This is a genomic window from Agriterribacter humi, assembly GCF_009192765.1.
In the GTDB taxonomy this organism is placed as follows: Bacteria; Bacteroidota; Bacteroidia; order Chitinophagales; family Chitinophagaceae; genus Agriterribacter; species Agriterribacter humi.
In genome coordinates this window covers 85,695-102,886 of record NZ_VOHQ01000001.1, presented here as the reverse complement: position 1 = coordinate 102,886, position 17,192 = coordinate 85,695, and the positions used below count along the sequence as shown (strand labels likewise).

Below are 17,192 nucleotides of genomic sequence, written 5' to 3'. Positions count from 1 at the left end.
ATATATCATGTTTTTTCAAAAGGAGCTTACTGATACTGATCGTGTGCTTGCTGCTCAATTGCAGGGTTTTATTCCCGGAGAGGTATTCGACATTCATGTGCATCCTTATCGTGCAGCACATTTTCCAAAAGGAGAGTGGGTGTTCCTGGATGGCATTGAACAACTGGGTTGTGAGGAACACCGCAATGCCCTGCAGCGTTATATGCCTGCCAGAAAAATTCATGGACTCTATTTTGGAATGCCCCGAAAAACCGCTGATCGCGATGCGATGAATGCATGGGTGGCAAAGGAAGTCCGGCAAAAAGCCACGGAACTGAGCCGGTCGTTGATGGTGGCTTCGCCCGGAGATGACCCGGTTCAGGTTGCAGCGCAATTGCGAAGTGGTTTGTTTTGCGGACTTAAAGTATATCATTGTTACGCTTCCCGTCCGGATACCATGAATGCTTCTATAACCGAATACGCTCCGGAATGGATGTGGGAAATATTACACGAGATAAAAGGAGTGATGTTGCTGCATATTGTTCGTGACGGAGCCATAGATGATGCGGATAACCAGAAAGAAATACGCAGGTTATGCCGTACCTATCCCCGGGCACAGTTAATTTTGGCGCATATTGCGCGAAGCTTCAATTACCGCAATGCCCGGAGCGGTTTACATGCAATTGCTGATCTGGATAATGTAGTAGTGGACACATCGGCCATTTGCGAAGCGGAATCTTTTAAAGCGGCCATCAAAACATTAGGCCCGAAACGCATACTCTGGGGATCTGATTTTGCGGTAAGCGAAATGCGGGGACGGTGTATTACCACCGGCAACCATTTCTTCTGGCTTCACCCGGAACTTATTCAAAAAAACTACCAGCCGCCGACCGCCAATGATATGACGTTGATTGGAATAGAATCTCTCCTGTCGCTTCGTGAAGCCTGTGAAGACGAAGGCTTAACAAAAAAGGATGTGGAAGATATTTTTCTGAACAATGCGCTGCGTTTACTAAAACCCCATCTCCCACAGCAATCAGTACCGGAAGATATATCCGGGCCGGGTTTATGGAAACAGGCACGTACTGTTATTTCCGGCGGAACAGGTTTGTTATCCAAGCGGGCCGAAATGTTTGACCCACAGCAATGGCCATCTTATTTTTCCCGTTGTTCGGGCTGCGAAGTGTGGGATATGACTGGCCGGCGTTTTATTGATTTTGCAGGAGGGATTGGGGCTGTATTATTAGGTTATGCCGATGAGGATGTTAATGCCGCTGTACAAAGGAGGCTGACAGCCGGTACTTATTGTTCGCTTGTTAATCCGCAGGAAGTAGAATTAGCGGATAAGCTACTCCAACTGCATCCCTGGGCCGGTAAAGTACGTTATGCGCGTGGCGGCGGGGATGCGATGGCGATGGCGGTACGCATAGCCAGGGCTTCAACCGGTAAAAGCGGCATAGCTTTTTGCGGGTACCATGGCTGGCACGACTGGTATCTTGCTGCCAACATAGGTGCTACCGGTGCATTGGACGGACATTTGTTACCGGGCTTACAACCAAAAGGCGTACCACGGGAGCTGGCAGGAACTTCAGTACCTTTTCAATATAATGACTGGAATTCTTTTGAAGCGGCGATAGATGCATTGGGCGATAATTTTGCCTCGGTTGTGATGGAGCCCATGCGATCGCAGTTTCCCCAGGATGATTTTTTGAAAAGGATCCGGGAAAAGTGCACACAAAAAAATGCGGTGTTTGTGGTGGATGAAATTACCAGCGGATTGCGATATGGATTTCCGGGAGCACTGTCAAAAACAGGAGTGGAACCCGATATGGTTGTGTATGCAAAAGCCATGAGCAATGGTTTTCCTTTTGCGGCTATCATTGGCCGTGAGGAGGTGATGGATGAGGCCGATACCAGCTTTATTTCATCCAGCTACTGGACGGATGGCGTGGGTACCGCGGCGGCCTTGGCTGTGCTCAAAAAAATGCAGGATTTAAATGTGCAGCAGGTGGTGTGGGAGAAAGGTATAAAATTTCAACGGGCATTAAAGGAAATAGCAGGCCGGTATCCGTCCTGTGCAATTGAAATAGGAGGAATGCCTTCCACGCCTGTGTTAACTTTTCGACTGGCAGAAAATGCGCCGGCAGCGAAAACCCTCTATATCCGCAAAATGCTGGAAAAAGGATTTTTGGTTTCATCAATCTTTTACCTGATGTATGCGCATGAAGAAAAGCATATGGCACTATTGCTGGAAGCTTTAGATGATGTGTTTGCCGGTATGGAAAAGATCATTACGGATGGCACCCTCGCGGAGGAAACAGGAAGCCATACTGCCGGCACAGGTTTTACACGGCTTGCATAAATAAATGCCGGGTACCGGTATAAAGCCACGAAATCGCGGGTTCTCCGGATAATGCACAACCACTACCGGCTGCCTGCGCTGAAAAATAGTATCATATATCTGGATGAAAGTAACAGCGGTGTTAAAACAGGAAAGGTATTTTTGGAAAGGAGTAACTATTCATAACAGCAGATATTTGGCTAAATAAACCTCAACAAATGATTTTTCACCTGATCAAAGTCCCCGTTACCGGCACAACACTCACTTTTGTAGACTGGATCGTTTTGCTTGCTTATGGTGCTGGTATGCTTTTTATCGGCTGGTTTTATTCGCGTAAAAATAAAACGAAGGACGACTATTTGCTGGGCGGAAGGAAGATGAATCCTACCGCCGTAGGTATATCGCTGTTTGCCACGTTGATGAGTACACTGAGCTATCTCACTTATCCAGGGGAATTGATCCAGCATGGGCCTGTAATTTTTACGGGTATACTTGCATTCCCTTTAGTATACTATGTGGTAGGGTGGTGGCTTATTCCACGTTTCATGAAAATGAATGTAACAAGCGCTTATGAAATACTGGAACAAAAGCTGGGATTGAGTGTGCGCATGCTGGCTATTTTCATGTTTCTTTCGCTGCGGCTGCTATGGATGGCCACTATCATTTATGTAACAGTAGATGTGGCCTTGTATTCCGTAATACAATTCGACCGCTCGTATGTGCCCTGGATTGGCGCTTTACTTACTGTTGTCACCATTTTTTATACTTCTATGGGTGGATTGAAAGCCGTAGTGGTAACCGATGTTATACAATCGTTTATTTTTCTCGGCGGTGCATTGCTGAGCATTGTTGTGGTATGTTTTCAATTGGGATCATTTACGGCGATATTCCCTGCCGAATGGCCGGCGCACTGGGACGCCCTGCGGCTGGGTTTTGACCCCTTAGAACGCACAACCCTTGGAAACGCCGTGCTGGTGCTTTTTGTATGGTATGTGTGCACTTCGGGTTCAGACCAGATGGCAGTACAACGTTACCTGTCAACGAAAGATATCCATACGGCGCGCAAATCATTCAGAATATCCCTGTATTCCAATATCATCGCATATATTCTCCTTGCTTTGGTTGGGTTGGCAATGCTTGCTTTTTTTACCAGCAACGAGGATTTTCTGCTTGAAGGCAAAAGTCTTAATGCGCAGGCAGATACACTTTTCCCACGGTTTATAATGATAGGACTGCCCCCCGGCGTATCCGGGCTGGTTATAGCGGGCTTACTGGCAGCGGCCATGTCGAGCATGTCTGCCGGGCTGAATAGTGTTTCCTCGGTTATAGCGGAAGATATCGTTAAAAGGTTCCGGAAAAAGACGGCGCCTGCTCCGGATCCGCTGAAGCAGGTAAAAAAACTTTCTTACCTCACGGGGATTATTGTAATGGCCCTTAGCTTTTTTGTGGGGGAAGTGCCTGGTAATTTATTGGATGTGATTATGAAGGTGGTTAATCTTTTCGTTGCTCCTTTGTTTGTGCTTTTTTTCATGGCGCTTTTTGTACCTTTTGCAACCGGAAGAGCAACTTTTTGGGCGGGCATTATAGCGGTAGCGGTAGCTATTGCAGTTGCGTTCTGGAGCGCTTTTGGAATTACTGTATTATGGATCATGCCTGTATCGCTGGTAACGGGTATTGTTGCGGGTATTGTATTAAGTTATGCAGACCGGTTATTGTTTAAACCTGAGCCGGGGCGTTCCTGAAAAAATGTTATCCGGAGTTTGTTTTTAGCGAAATATCCGGAATAGAAGTTGAAAGGGATATTTAAAAGTTATTCAATTATGATGCAAATGCGAAAAAGCAGGGTACTAAAAAAACTTCGTGCAGGCGAAACCGTCAGTTGTATTAAAATCAATCTCACTGACCCTAAGGTATGTGAAATAGCAGCCCTGGCGGGATTTGATTGCGTGTGGGTAGACCAGGAACATATTGGCCAGGACTGGTCGGCACTTGCGGCTTCCGTTTGGGCTACCAAAGCGCATGATACGGATATACTTGTTCGTGTGCCGCGCGGGGCGTATAACAACTATATAAAACCATTGGAGTTAGATGCTACAGGCATTATGGTGCCGCATATTATGAGCCTGGCGGATGCAAAGGAAATTGTGCATCACACGCGTTTTCATCCCGTGGGCAGAAGAGCGATTGATGGTGGCAATGCCGATGGTGGTTATACAGGCGTTGATTTTAATGTGTATTTAAAGGAAGCCAACCAGCAAAGGTTTACCATTCTGCAAATAGAAGATCCGGAACCATTGGAAGAGCTGGAAGCTATTGCCGCGTTGCCGGGATATGATATGTTGTTTTTTGGTCCGGGCGATTTCAGCCAGGGCATCGAAGCTCCCGGTGTATGGGATCACCCGAAGCTAGTTGAAACAAGAATAAGAATTGCAGAAGCAGCGAGGAAGCACGGGAAGTTTGCCGGTACAGTGGGTGGTGCGGGTAATTTAAAAGAACTGAATGAAACAGGCTACCAGTTTGTAAGTATCGGAGCTGATGTGGTAGGGTTAAAAAATTATTACAGCTCATTGATCGAAGCTTTTAACGGGTCAAACCAAACAAACAATAGTTCCTATTTAGAAAAACAATAAACGATGCAGCGTAGATTTTTAGGAAATACCGGCATAGCAGTTTCGGAGATAGCCTTTGGTGGGGTAGAAATTGGATTGCCCTATGGCATTGGAGTAAAGTGGGAGGAAGATATGCTGCCGGAAAGAGATGCGGTGCAACTTTTACTAACGGCGTTGGATAGTGGCTTTAATTTTTTTGATACGGCAAGATTGTATGGTGTGAGTGAAAATATTATGGGAAAGGCGTTTGCAGGGCGAAGAGATGAAATTGTACTATGTACCAAGTGCAGGCATTTCAGGGATGAGAAAGGAAATCTGCCGGACGATGAGACGTTAAGAAAGATCATTCATCAATCGCTTGAAGAAAGCTTGAAAGCGCTGCAAACAGATTATATTGATTTGTACATGTTGCACCAGGGTGATATGGAGATATTAGACCGGGATATGATTGCTGAGGAAATGCAAAAGCTGAAAGCAAAAGGTATGGTGCGGTCTATTGGCGTATCCACCTATTCAGCCGAAGAATCAAAAAGGGTAATAGCGCATGGTGTATGGAATGTAGTGCAATTGCCTTTTAACCTGATGGATCAGCGGCAGCAATCTTTGTTTGGTCTTGCGGAAGAGAAAGGTGTGGGCATAGTAGTACGGTCGGTTTTATTAAAGGGCTTGTTGAGCAACAGGGGCACGGGTTTGCATCCCATGCTGGCGCCGGTGGAGAAACATATTCAACAGTACCAGGGCCTGTTAAATGGCAATTTTACGAACCTGCCTGAGCTGGCGGTAAAATTTGCGTTGTCTTTTCCACAGGTGTCATCGGTGCTGGTTGGTATGGATAAGCTTGACTATTTAAAGCAATCGCTTGCAGCGGCCAATGGTTGTTATCTTAAAAATGACCAACTGGCTGCCGCACAATCACTGGCTTATCCCGATCCGGCTTTTCTTAACCTGCCCTATTGGGATAAAATGGGGTGGCTGAGATAAGGGATGTGGAAATGTGAGAATGTGAAAATGTGGAAATGTGAAAATGCAGCGGTCGGTACGCGACAAAAGAAGCGTCAGACCGTGAAGAGCTATAAACCATCCTATACAGTCCGCAATTCTTTGTAACTACGGGAGCAAATATTAAATCTCAAATTTCAAATCTCCAATCTCAAATGATAAAAGTCGGAATAATAGGAATGAGTGCCGGTAATGCGCACCCTTATTCCTGGTCTTCTATAATAAATGGAAAGTATGATGGCGAAGCAATAAGCAGGGTGGGATACCCCGCGGTTGCAGCCTATCTTAATGCCAACCAGGATACCCTGGGTATGCCGGATGCGCGGGTAACGCATGTGTGGACGCAGGATATGTCTGTTTCTAAAAGCATCGCCGCTTCCTCTGGTATTGAACATATAGCGGAAAGCGCAACAGATATGACAGGACAGGTAGATGCAGTTATACTTGCCCGTGACGATGCGGAGTTTCACAGGGAAATGGCGGAGCCTTTTATCGAAGCAGGGATCCCGATATTTATTGATAAGCCCTTAGTCATTACACAGGCAGACTTACACTGGTTTGAAGAACAGCATGAGGCAGGAAAATTTATCATGTCATGTTCCTCTATGCGGTATGCCAATGAGTGCCGGATAGTAAAACAGGAACTGGCTTCACTGGGCAGGCTGGAACTGGTAACGGCTGTAGGTAAAAAAGACTGGCTGAAATACGGGGTTCACATGGTTGAAGCGATGTTTGCCACATTAAATGATCCGCCTGTTGCTACAGTGCAGCACCTTGGCGAAAAGGGAAAAGATGTAGTGCATATTGTTTTCGAAAACGGGTTACCGGCTACCATCCATTTGTTTATGGACATCTCCGGTACATTCCAGTTAACATTCTTTGGACAGCAGGCCTGGCGGATGGCGGATATCAAAAATTCATATTCCATGTTTCGCGATAATATTATAGAATTTGTACGAAGCGTACAGGAAGGAAAACCGAGACTGGATTTCTATAGAACAAAAAATATCATTCAAACTGTAATCGCCGCAGAAGAAAGCAGGCTGGCAGGTGGAAAAATTATTCATCTAAAATAACGTGCATGAACGTAATGGAGTTGTTCAGTTTAAAAAATAAGGTGGTGTTGGTCACCGGAGGAGCAGGTAACTATGGCCGTTCCATAACAGAAGGGTTGGGCGAAGCCGGCGCTACTGTTGTTATAGCCTCACGCAACCTGGATGCTATTGAAAAAACGGCTGCAGATTTCCGGGCCAAAGGATTGGATGTACACGGCATGCAGGTAGACCAGGTGGATACAGCTTCTGTATTGTTCTTAAAAGAGCATATTCGAAAACAATTTGGTAAGCTCGATGTATTTGTCAATAATGCGGTAAGCCGTCCGATGAAGGGATATGCCGCTCCTATTGAACAGTTTGATGAATCAATGAAAGTGAATGCCACAGGAATGATGTTCATATTGAGAGAGATGACGGATTTGATCATTGGGTCAGGCGGCGGGAGTGTGATTAATATAAGTTCGATGATGGGCATGTATGCACCTATCTATTCTAATTATGAGGGAATACCAGGCATGGGAGATATCGCGCCGGACTATTGTTTTCATAATGCAGGATTGATAATGCTTACGCGTTTTATGGCGAAAACACATGCAGGAAAGCATATACGTTTTAACACCGTCAGTCCGGGCGGATTGTTCAACAATCAACCTGAAAAATTCGTAGAAAATTATTGTAAGAAAGTTCCGCTGGGCAGGATGGCCAATAATGATGACATAAAAGGATTGATCGTATTACTGTCTTCAGATGCAGGTGCATATATCAATGGTGAGAACATTTTGATTGACGGTGGATTGAATGCGTAAGCGAGTGGTAAGTGGCAAGTAGTAAGGGAAAAGTGAGAGGTGAGAGGTGAGAGGTGAGAGGTGAGTTGTGAGTTGTGAGTGGTCAGGAGAAAAGTGAGAAGTGAAAAGTGAGAAGTGATAGATGAAACAAGGACCATTCATCCTATCGTTAGTAGTTATTTACCTTACGCCTTATACCTTACACCTGGTAGTTGATACCTGCTACCGTATCTCTTCGGCCTTTTGTCTGACAACTTACATTCAAAGCAGAGCATATGAAAATAAAAGCTGCGGTATTATATGAGATGGGAAAATCCCGTCCGTATGATGAAAGCAATCCCTTGCAAATAGAAGCGGTTGATTTGAGCACTCCGGGGTATGACGAAGTACTGGTAAAAATTCATGCAGCAGGATTGTGTCATTCCGATTTGTCTGTTATTGACGGAAGCCGTGCAAGACCATTGCCCATGGTGTTGGGACACGAAGCATCCGGGGAAGTTATGGAATGCGGAGCGGGAGTAAATGATCTAAAGCAGGGTGACCATGTTGTTTTTTCTTTCGTTCCCATGTGCGGTCATTGCATACCCTGTACAACGGGCCGACCTGCACTATGCGAACCCGGAGCATTGGCTAATACAAAAGGAACTTTACTGGAGGGTGGCATGCGGTTAAAGAATCATAGCCTTGATGGCCTTCGCCATCACCTGGGAGTTTCTGCCTTTGCCGAATACGTTGTTGCATCAAGACGTTCGCTCGTGAAAATTAACACCGCGATTCCGTATGAAATATCGGCTCTCTTTGGCTGTGCTGTTTTAACCGGCGTTGGCGCAGTAATAAATACGGCAAGGCTTACTGCCGGGCAAACCATTGTAATTGCAGGGTTAGGAGGAGTGGGACTGGCAGGGGTGTTGGGGGCTTTATCAGGAGGAGCCGCATCGGTAATTGCTGCGGATATCAATCCATACAAAAGAGCAATGGCATTACAGTTGGATGCTCATCATGTAATAGATCCTGCAGATTCAAATGCTGTACAACAAGTACAAGACCTGACTGGTGGCGGCGTGGATATTGCCGTTGAATTTGCCGGGGCTATTAAAGCGCTTGAGTTTGCGTATGCCGTTACCAAACGTGGAGGTACAACGGTTACCGCCGGGCTGCCGCATCCTTCTCACACTTTTTCTTTATCACCTGCTATATTGGTGGGAGAGGAGCGAACACTGAAAGGCTCGTACCTCGGCAGTTGTATTCCCTCACGCGATATACCGGCTTTTATTTCGTTATATCAAACAGGACGTTTACCCGTTAATAAGCTTTTGTCTCATACCATCGCCCTGGAACAAATAAATGAGGGCTTTGAGCGGTTGGCCAACGGCGATGCGCTAAGACAGGTTGTTTCTTTTGCATAGCAATGCAGGAACATTGGTCCTCACATTACATCATAAATCAAATCATATGAGTAAAGAAATTACCCCCATTTTTCATCTGCGCAATAAATTAATATGGGTGGTTGGAGGTGCGGGCTATCTTGGACAGGCAACTGTGATTGTGCTAAAGAATGCAGGTGCTAAAGTAATTTGTATTGACCTGGAGGATCGTGCCGCTGCATTTGTACAATCTGCAGCATTGGACCCGGATGTTATTCCTGCTACTTTGGATGTCAGGGACGGTGCCGCTATACAGCGATTTGTAACGGAGCAAATTAAACAGCACGGCGTGCCTGACGGGCTGGTGAACCTGACATTTGGTTCTACCTCAAAAAAGCTGGAAGACCTGAGCGAAAAAGAGTTTGATGAAGTAAATCATACCGGACTGACGGCTACATTTTTATTGGCAAGGGAAGCCGGTACGCAAATGGCCAAGCGTGGTAGTGGAAGCATCGTATTGTTCTCCAGTATGTATGGTTTGGTGTCGCCACACCCGGAGGCATATGAAGCGCCGATGAACAAAAACCCCATCGAATATGGTGTGGGCAAAGCCGGTATTATTCAAATGACGCGATATCTCGCGGTTCATTGGGGAAAGATGAATGTGAGATGCAATTGTATTTCACCAGGTCCTTTTCCTCACCCTGCTGTGCAAAGTGATAACCCGGCTTTTATAGAAAGGCTGGCACAACAATCGCCCATGGGGCGTGTAGGAAAGGCGGAAGAAGTTGCAGGATCAGTGGCCTTTTTGTTGTCTGAATCCGCTTCTTATATCACAGGTCATAATTTATGCGTTGACGGCGGATGGACAAGCTGGTAGGAGGGAGATGGAGTAAGGTGGAGGGTGTAAGGCGGAAAGGCTCTATACCCTACGCCTTATACCTCATACCTTATAAGTAACAACAGGCAATGGTGAAAAGTGAGACAATAGATGTGAAACCTTCACCATTCATTTTTCATGTTTGACGTTTCCCCTCTCCTGCAGTACGAGGCGTCATCGCCTCATACACAATTTACTGTCGCCTCCCGGCGACCATCAGTAATAATATATTTTGATAGTATCTTACATAAATTAAACCAGTTTTCTTCATGCATTCCAGCGTAATAATAATAACCGGGGCGGCGGGTGGTATTGGTCTGGCTATCGCAAAAACCTTTTTGTCTGCCGGCTACATAGTAGTTGTTTTGGATATTGAACAGGATAGTGTTGACGCTGCTGTAGCAGCATTAGGTGGCAGCCGGGTTACCGGTTATGCCTGTGATGTTACCCATGAAGAAAGTATTCAAAAAATATTAGGCGCCGTCTATGACCTGTATGGAAGCATTGATGTGCTGGTAAACAATGCCGGGTTGCAGCATGTAGCGCCTGTTGAACATTTCCCTACAGAAAAGTTCAGGCTCATGCTGGATGTGATGTTAACCGCACCTTTCATTGCCATCAAACATGTGCTGCCTTATATGAAAAAAAGGGGTTTTGGAAGAATTATTAACATGGCTTCCATTAACGGGCTGGTTGGTTTTGCGGGAAAAGCGGCCTATAATAGCGCGAAGCATGGCGTAATTGGTTTAACAAAAGTTGCTGCATTGGAAAGCGCCGGTCATGGCATTACCGTTAATGCCGTATGTCCCGGTTATGTTGATACCGCGCTGGTCAGAAATCAATTTACCGATATAGCCAGAATGCGAAACATCCCGTTTGAAAAAGTATTGGAAGAAGTGATCTATCCCCTTGTTCCTCAAAAGCGTTTACTTAGCGTAGAAGAGGTAGCGCATTATGTATATTTCCTGGCGGGTGATAATGCAAAAGGCATAACAGGGCAGGCGGTTGTAATTGATGGCGGGTATACGATACAGTGACCTCACCCTCGTTCCCTCTCCACGCAGTGTAGAGAGACGGCGCTATAGCATAATGCCAGTCATGGGTTCTTCCATTTCAGCTATTGAATAATCTCTGAAAAGTGAGAAAGCAGCAGCAAAACGAAGCTTAAAGCAAAAGATAGATAAAACCTGTCCGCCGTGGCGGATAAAATTCAAACAACAAAATTCAAATCCGAAGCGAAAATGCAACCATAAACCATAAACTCGAAACTCCCCATTACGCATAAATAATCCTCCTGTATTCAGTTGGGGTCATTTGCTTGTACTTTTTAAATTGCCTGTTAAAATTGGCTAAGCTGTTGAACCCGCATTCATACGCTACATCAACAATATTCTGATCTTTTTCCGAAAGTTTTTTACAGGCATAACCAATTCTCAAAGTATTTAAGTATTCAACAAAAGTTACCCTGTAGTTTTCCTTGAAAAAATTACTGAAGGTAGTAACCGCCATATTTGCTATGGATGCCACTTTCGATAAAGTAATGTCCTGGTCAAAATTTTGTATAAGATATTCGGTTATTTTGTTCAGCCGGTCCGAACTTTTTACATTCACTGTTTTTGCAAAACCAGGACTTGCCAATAATTCATATTCAGCCGTACGGGATAATGTATCAAAAATGAGCAGGAGAGAAGACAGGCGTTGAAGCCCGTTCATATCAGGCATTTTTTCCATTAAAGCAGTAATGCCGGCTTTGGCTTTTCCGTTAATGACCATACCGCGGTTAGATGATTTCAAAAAATGCTTAAAGTTTTCCATCTCAGGAATATTAAGAAAGTTTTCACCCAGGAAATCGTCTTTGAAATGAATCACAATGGCTTCTGCCTGGTAATCAACCTGCCCGTTAATAAATTTCGGATCGTTTACCCATACATGTGGTAAAAAGGGACCCATGCACACCAGGTCGCCTTCATCAAACTTCCCGATATTATCGCCCACCATGCGGCGGCCGTTGCTTTTTAAAACCAGCACGATTTCATATTCAGGATGGTAGTGCCAGGGGCATGGAAATGATTTTCCAACTTCTTTAAATACAGTAAATGATTTGTCAAAATCCTTCGGCAGTCGCAGTTCAATAGATTTCATTGCTCATTTAGTTTAAAGTTAAAAAACGCCACCCCTAATATATTGAATTATAGTGTAAGCCTTCAATTTTATGAAAAATAGTATAAGAATTATAAGAAATAGTAGGAGGCTGTAGTGCGACGAAAATGGGATAGCTGGAAATTCCGGTTTTATCCTGGTTTCTTTTCCCTATGAGAAATTTTCTTTGCAAAGGAGCGGTTGCTTAATGCAAACATTGTGCTTATCCATGTTCCGTTATTTTCCTTTTTCCTAACTTGTAGCTGTTCTGTTCAGAAATCTTTATCAAAAGAAATGAATGCTGTCCATTTTTTTTTTAAGGCTTACTGTGTTTAAAAGCTGCTTTTTATTGCTTAGGGTTTTAATGACAGTTGGTTCCCTTATGGCAATGCTTTCGTGTAATAAACCGAACCTGGATTTAAAAACAACTTATGCTGGCAGTGATTCTGTTCTCCTGGCAGAAAACTTATTTCGCCAGGGCATACGTTATAAGAATACCGGCAGTGATTCTCTTCAATGGTATGCACAAAGGTTGATCCGCTTGGGTGAAAATCAGGAAGATGACCGGATTATTGTAAACGGGAAGCTGTTGCAAGCCAATTATGAATGGAGGACGGCAAATTATATCAGGGCTATGAAAGTAGCGGTGGAAACGCTGAGAAAGGCCGAAAACAATGCGTTTACGAAGGTGATTCCCACACTGTATGGCCTTATCGGAAATTTGTATAAAGAAAATGAAAACTATCCGCTTGCGCTAAAAGCCGCGGAGAAGGGGATACGTGCGGCAACTTTTATAAAAGATACCGTGCAGATGATTAAGATAATGCTGAACAGGGCGATGTTTACACATAGCTATGGTATGCGTAAACACGATCCTGAACTCAGGAAAAAAGGGCTGAACAAATATCTTGAGGGGTTAAAAATTGCTGAATCCTCTCCTGCATATGAACAGCTCCGCATACCCTATTATAATAACATCAGTCAGTATTATAAAATTGCAGGCAATTATCCGAAGGGATTGCTTTATGGAGAAAAGGCCGAAGCGCTCGCTAAAAAGTATCATCAGTATCTTTCCCTCACCTATACCTATAACTGGCTTGGAGAAATTTATTTTTACAGCGGGGATCGTGATAAAGGCATCCATTACCTTAATCGTGCGCTTGATATTACCATAGCACAGCATGCGCCTTTCCGCACGGCGGAAATATACAAGGCATTACACAAATGTTACCATGATGCAGGCAATGCCGAAAAGGCGCTTGATGCTTTCAGCCGGTCTGTGATTATAAATGATTCATTACAGTTGCTCAGGAACACGAAACAGATAGGGAGGTTGCAAATTGAATATCAAACGGAAAAAAAAGATGAACGTATTGCATCGCTCCGGCTCATCAATCTCGAAAAAACAAGAACAGCAGGAGCGATAACCGTTGGAATGATCCTTTTTATTTTGTTATCCGCATTCCTGTATGTTCAGTACCGCGGCATCAGGCAAAGGAACCGCATGCTGGCGGATAACAACAAGAAAATTAATGAACAGTCGGAGCAGCTAAATTTCCTTATGAAAGAGCTGCATCACCGGGTAAAGAATAACCTGCAAATTGTTTCCAGTCTCCTTAGTCTGCAGTCTAACCACCTGTCCGACCAAGATGCCCAGCAGGCTGTAAAGATAGGCCAGCAGCGCATTGAAGCCATGTCGCTGATTCACAGGAGCCTTTACCAGCAGGATAACCCGAACATGGTGAACATGAAAGAATATGTAACCGACTTAGTAGAAAGTATTTTGCAAAGTTTCGGAATTGATAAAGATAAGTTCGATTTACAACTCGATGTTCAAATAACAGAAATGGATGTGGATAGGGCATTGCCATTAGGGTTGATCATCAACGAGTGGGTAACCAATGCGTTCAAATACGCTTATAAAGAAGTACCGTATCCTTCATTAATGCTTTCCTTAAAGAAAGACCGGGAGATCATACTGGAAATTAAAGACAATGGTCCGGGTATGACCCGGGAAGAATGGGAAAAACCACGGGGGTCATTTGGAGTAAAATTGGTGAAGGTGTTGAGCCGGCAATTAAATGGTACATGCAATATGGAGAGCAGGAACGGTACGTTGCTAAACTTGCAAATACCGGTGAAGCTGGAGAAAGCAGGATGAAGGTAAACGTTTCTTTACTTCTCTCTTTTCACTTTTCTCCTTTCACCTCTGTCAGGGAGGAACGCGGCATAGTATGATTAGCTAAGCAATAGTATAGAAGTATATTTTAATAATCATGTTCATCATTAATTCATGGAAAGTAAAGTTAGCATCCTGATCGTTGAAGACGAAGGCATCGTAGCGCTTGCACTGGAAGATACGCTGCAGTTGGAAGGCTACCAGGTTTGTGGCATAGCCGATAATGGCAAAGAGGCTTTGCGTATTGTAGCAAAGGAAACCATAGACTTAGTGCTGCTTGATATTCAGCTCAAAGGCGATTGGGATGGAATAGAAACTGCCCGGCGTCTTACTGCACTAAAAGAGATCCCCTTTATTTACCTCACCGCTTTTTCTGATGATGAAACACTTGAACGGGCCAAAGAAACCACGCCGGCAGCTTATCTTATCAAGCCCTACCAGCCCAGGAACCTGCTGATCGCTATAGACCTCGCTCTGCACAATTTTGCTTTTCACAAGTCGTCTGCCGTGCCAGTTGTTTCCATTTCCGGGAACGGATGTGCTTCTGAAATTACGGAGAAGGAACCTGTGCTGTGTTTTAACGATGCCATATTTATCAAGCAGAATTATAAATTCATTAAAGTGAGTTTAAATGATATTTATTACTTAGAAGCGGAAAATAACCACACGCATATTATTACAAAAGATAAGAATTTCATCGTCAGGCATCCGCTTAATGTAGTGATGGATAAGTTTAACCGGCAATATTTTATAAGAGTGCACCGGTCGTATGCCATTAATATGGATCACCTGGATACCTTTAATAACCACAGTATTTTCCTGAAAGACCATGAAATTCCGCTCGGAAGAAATTATAAAGAAGAGTTTCTGCAGCGTTTCGATTTTCTGTAATTTATCTTCAGCCGAAGCGCTTTTAAATATTTTACCGCTTCCTGTTAAACTGCATCTGTTTTCTTTTATTTTCTGAACTATGCTATTCCTCTATAGCAATTGGTATTGGAATGATCGTTCGTTCACATACAAAATACGGCTGTTCACATACATCTCCGGTGGCAACCACCGATGGAAGATTAGCTTTAGCTGGTTTTCTCAAAGCGCGTACCTGAAATATTCTTAAGCCTGTTAAAATAAATCATCATGAACAAGTTATTGCTTTACATTATAGTTTGCCTGGTAACAGGGCTGGCTATTGCATCCTGCAAAAAAAATAAAACGGATGGTCCAACCCAGGCCGTAGTTACCCCGCTGGATACGAGTACACTGAATATACCCGTGAGCCAGGGTCATCTTGGCCTCATATTAGATACAAGGCCTATTGTGAAAAAAGGTTATAAGCCGGCTTATCTTTCTTTATCCATAAACGGGGCGTTATCTTCTTTTTCTGATGATCACATGGAAGTGGATGAATTTACCAACCTCGCTATATTGCGTATTCCAAAAGACAGTGTTTCAGAAAGCCAGGTGACTCAATTTGCCAAAGGCGTTCCCGCCACAATAAAAGTATACAATGAAGCCAATGAACTGCTGGCTGAATTACAGGAAAGTTTGCCTGTAATGGCTGATGCTGTACCGGTACATATAGAAACGCTGAAGCCAAAGATCGTACCGCCTTTAAAGATAATTGCCGGTACACCTTATGTTATCCAAGCGTTGCCAGCCGACGGTTATGAAGGCGGAGGTATATGGACATATACGTACAATATGATAAATGGCGGACTGTTAGGAAGAGATCCGTTAAAGGTGTACGAGAACCCATATATAGGATTGGGAACCGGGTATATTAAGACAAGTGATGAGGCAGGGCAAATCTTCACATTTGAATCTGCAGGGAATGATTCCACTTTTTATATAAAGGCTGAGGGTAAAAAGAAACAGTATATTGATGTTTTCAAGGAACAGGTGCAAACTTTTACAGGCCCCCCGGAGTCGTCTGATAACTATAAATTTATTCTCAGCCAGGATGAGGAAGGAGCAATTACCATTAAATCGCATGATCATTATCCATTAAAGATTAATAAAGATGTTACATTAGGAGGTTTGAGAACCGATGGAATTACTCCCGTAAAATTCAGGTTAATTCCCGTAGATATTATATGGACTGCCCAGAACATGGGGATCACTTACGACCAGCCTATTATGCCACCTGCTCAATTAGATTTTGCACTCGCTACCACTATTAACAATTGCGGGGCAGGCACTATTTCTCAGGAGGTTGGGAAGGCTGATAGCAGGAGCACTACCATTACGGCCGGAACAGAGGAAAGTTTCTCTATCGCCACAGAACATTCGGCAAGTGTGGATATGTCGCTAAGCATGGGCGTTAGCGCCGACCTTTTTGGCGTAGCAGGAATGGAAAGAAATCTTACCTTATCCGTAGGGTACACGTTTACTTATATGGAAACGAAAACAAGTACAAGCCGTGTTGAAACAAGCACAACAGAGAGGACTGAGATTTCGCTAAAAAGAATGGCTGATGTCCCGCCATATACATCCAAGGATATTTATGATGCAGTGCAAACTTACCGTAATGTGGTTGCGTACTACGTGCAAAAGATAAGGGTGTCGGGTAAGCGTGATGGTATACCCCTTACGGGAGATGAAATTGCATCGCAACTCGTGGCTAACCAGTTTGGCGGCGTGGTTACTGAAACAGGAGATACTTATGCGACCATAACGGTTAGGGGGAAAGTAAATATCGAAAATTTGATGGCGGCCCAAACGGATGCAATATCAAGACCGTGTGGCGGTTAACAGTTGGTAAAATAATAAAAGAGGTGTTCGAACCTGTATCATTTGCGGTGATTCGAACACCTCCGGTCCACGCATGCTTCGCTTTTATTTGATGTTTATCAGAGAATTGCT

13 protein-coding genes are annotated in these 17,192 nt (G+C 44.2%); 12 read left to right on the top strand and 1 reads right to left on the bottom strand.

From position 1 onward, the window contains the following. The first annotated feature begins 7 nt into the window (after positions 1–7). From FRX45_RS00435 to FRX45_RS00395, 9 genes are all read left to right on the top strand, one after another. Positions 8–2,341 (top strand): aminotransferase class III-fold pyridoxal phosphate-dependent enzyme, encoded by a 2,334-nt coding sequence (locus FRX45_RS00435; RefSeq protein WP_152266418.1) that lies wholly within the window; start codon positions 8–10, stop codon positions 2,339–2,341. 197 nt (positions 2,342–2,538) lie between these two features. Then, a complete protein-coding gene (locus FRX45_RS00430; RefSeq protein WP_152266417.1) occupies positions 2,539–4,062 on the top strand; it encodes a sodium:solute symporter family transporter in 1,524 nt (507 codons plus the stop codon). Between the two features lie 78 nt (positions 4,063–4,140). After that, complete coding sequence (locus FRX45_RS00425) at positions 4,141–4,950, top strand: HpcH/HpaI aldolase family protein (protein WP_226804790.1); 810 nt, start codon at positions 4,141–4,143, stop codon at positions 4,948–4,950. Between the two features lie 3 nt (positions 4,951–4,953). Then, the gene (locus FRX45_RS00420) at positions 4,954–5,910 is read left to right on the top strand and encodes an aldo/keto reductase (RefSeq protein WP_152266416.1); all 957 of its coding nucleotides are present in this window, start codon (positions 4,954–4,956) and stop codon (positions 5,908–5,910) included. A 173-nt stretch (positions 5,911–6,083) separates the two neighbouring features. Further along, on the top strand, positions 6,084–7,004 hold the full coding sequence (locus FRX45_RS00415) for a Gfo/Idh/MocA family protein (RefSeq protein ID WP_152266415.1): 921 nt from the start codon (positions 6,084–6,086) through the stop codon (positions 7,002–7,004). 5 nt (positions 7,005–7,009) lie between these two features. Continuing rightward, positions 7,010–7,789, top strand: coding sequence for an SDR family NAD(P)-dependent oxidoreductase (locus tag FRX45_RS00410; RefSeq protein ID WP_152266414.1), 780 nt, complete (start codon positions 7,010–7,012; stop codon positions 7,787–7,789). A gap of 254 nt (positions 7,790–8,043) precedes the next feature. Further along, positions 8,044–9,174: a zinc-dependent alcohol dehydrogenase family protein gene (locus tag FRX45_RS00405; RefSeq protein ID WP_152266413.1), complete on the top strand. Its 1,131-nt coding sequence runs from the start codon at positions 8,044–8,046 to the stop codon at positions 9,172–9,174. 46 nt (positions 9,175–9,220) lie between these two features. Next, complete coding sequence (locus FRX45_RS00400) at positions 9,221–10,012, top strand: SDR family oxidoreductase (RefSeq protein ID WP_152266412.1); 792 nt, start codon at positions 9,221–9,223, stop codon at positions 10,010–10,012. Positions 10,013–10,281: 269 nt separating this feature from the next. Further along, on the top strand, positions 10,282–11,049 hold the full coding sequence (locus FRX45_RS00395) for a 3-hydroxybutyrate dehydrogenase (RefSeq protein WP_152266411.1): 768 nt from the start codon (positions 10,282–10,284) through the stop codon (positions 11,047–11,049). A 238-nt stretch (positions 11,050–11,287) separates the two neighbouring features. Here FRX45_RS00395 and FRX45_RS00390 read toward each other — a convergent pair whose 3' ends face one another. Further along, positions 11,288–12,154, bottom strand: a complete 867-nt coding sequence (locus tag FRX45_RS00390; RefSeq protein ID WP_152266410.1) for an AraC family transcriptional regulator — start codon at positions 12,152–12,154, stop codon at positions 11,288–11,290. A 295-nt stretch (positions 12,155–12,449) separates the two neighbouring features. Between FRX45_RS00390 and FRX45_RS00385 the strand changes: the two genes are divergently transcribed. The 3 genes from FRX45_RS00385 (at position 12,450) to FRX45_RS00375 (ending at position 17,081) form a co-directional block, all read left to right on the top strand. Beyond that, on the top strand, positions 12,450–14,312 hold the full coding sequence (locus FRX45_RS00385) for a histidine kinase dimerization/phosphoacceptor domain -containing protein (protein ID WP_152266409.1): 1,863 nt from the start codon (positions 12,450–12,452) through the stop codon (positions 14,310–14,312). 132 nt (positions 14,313–14,444) lie between these two features. After that, on the top strand, positions 14,445–15,221 hold the full coding sequence (locus FRX45_RS00380; RefSeq protein ID WP_152266408.1) for a response regulator: 777 nt from the start codon (positions 14,445–14,447) through the stop codon (positions 15,219–15,221). A gap of 246 nt (positions 15,222–15,467) precedes the next feature. Then, positions 15,468–17,081 (top strand): hypothetical protein, encoded by a 1,614-nt coding sequence (locus FRX45_RS00375; protein ID WP_152266407.1) that lies wholly within the window; start codon positions 15,468–15,470, stop codon positions 17,079–17,081. Positions 17,082–17,192 lie beyond the last annotated feature (111 nt).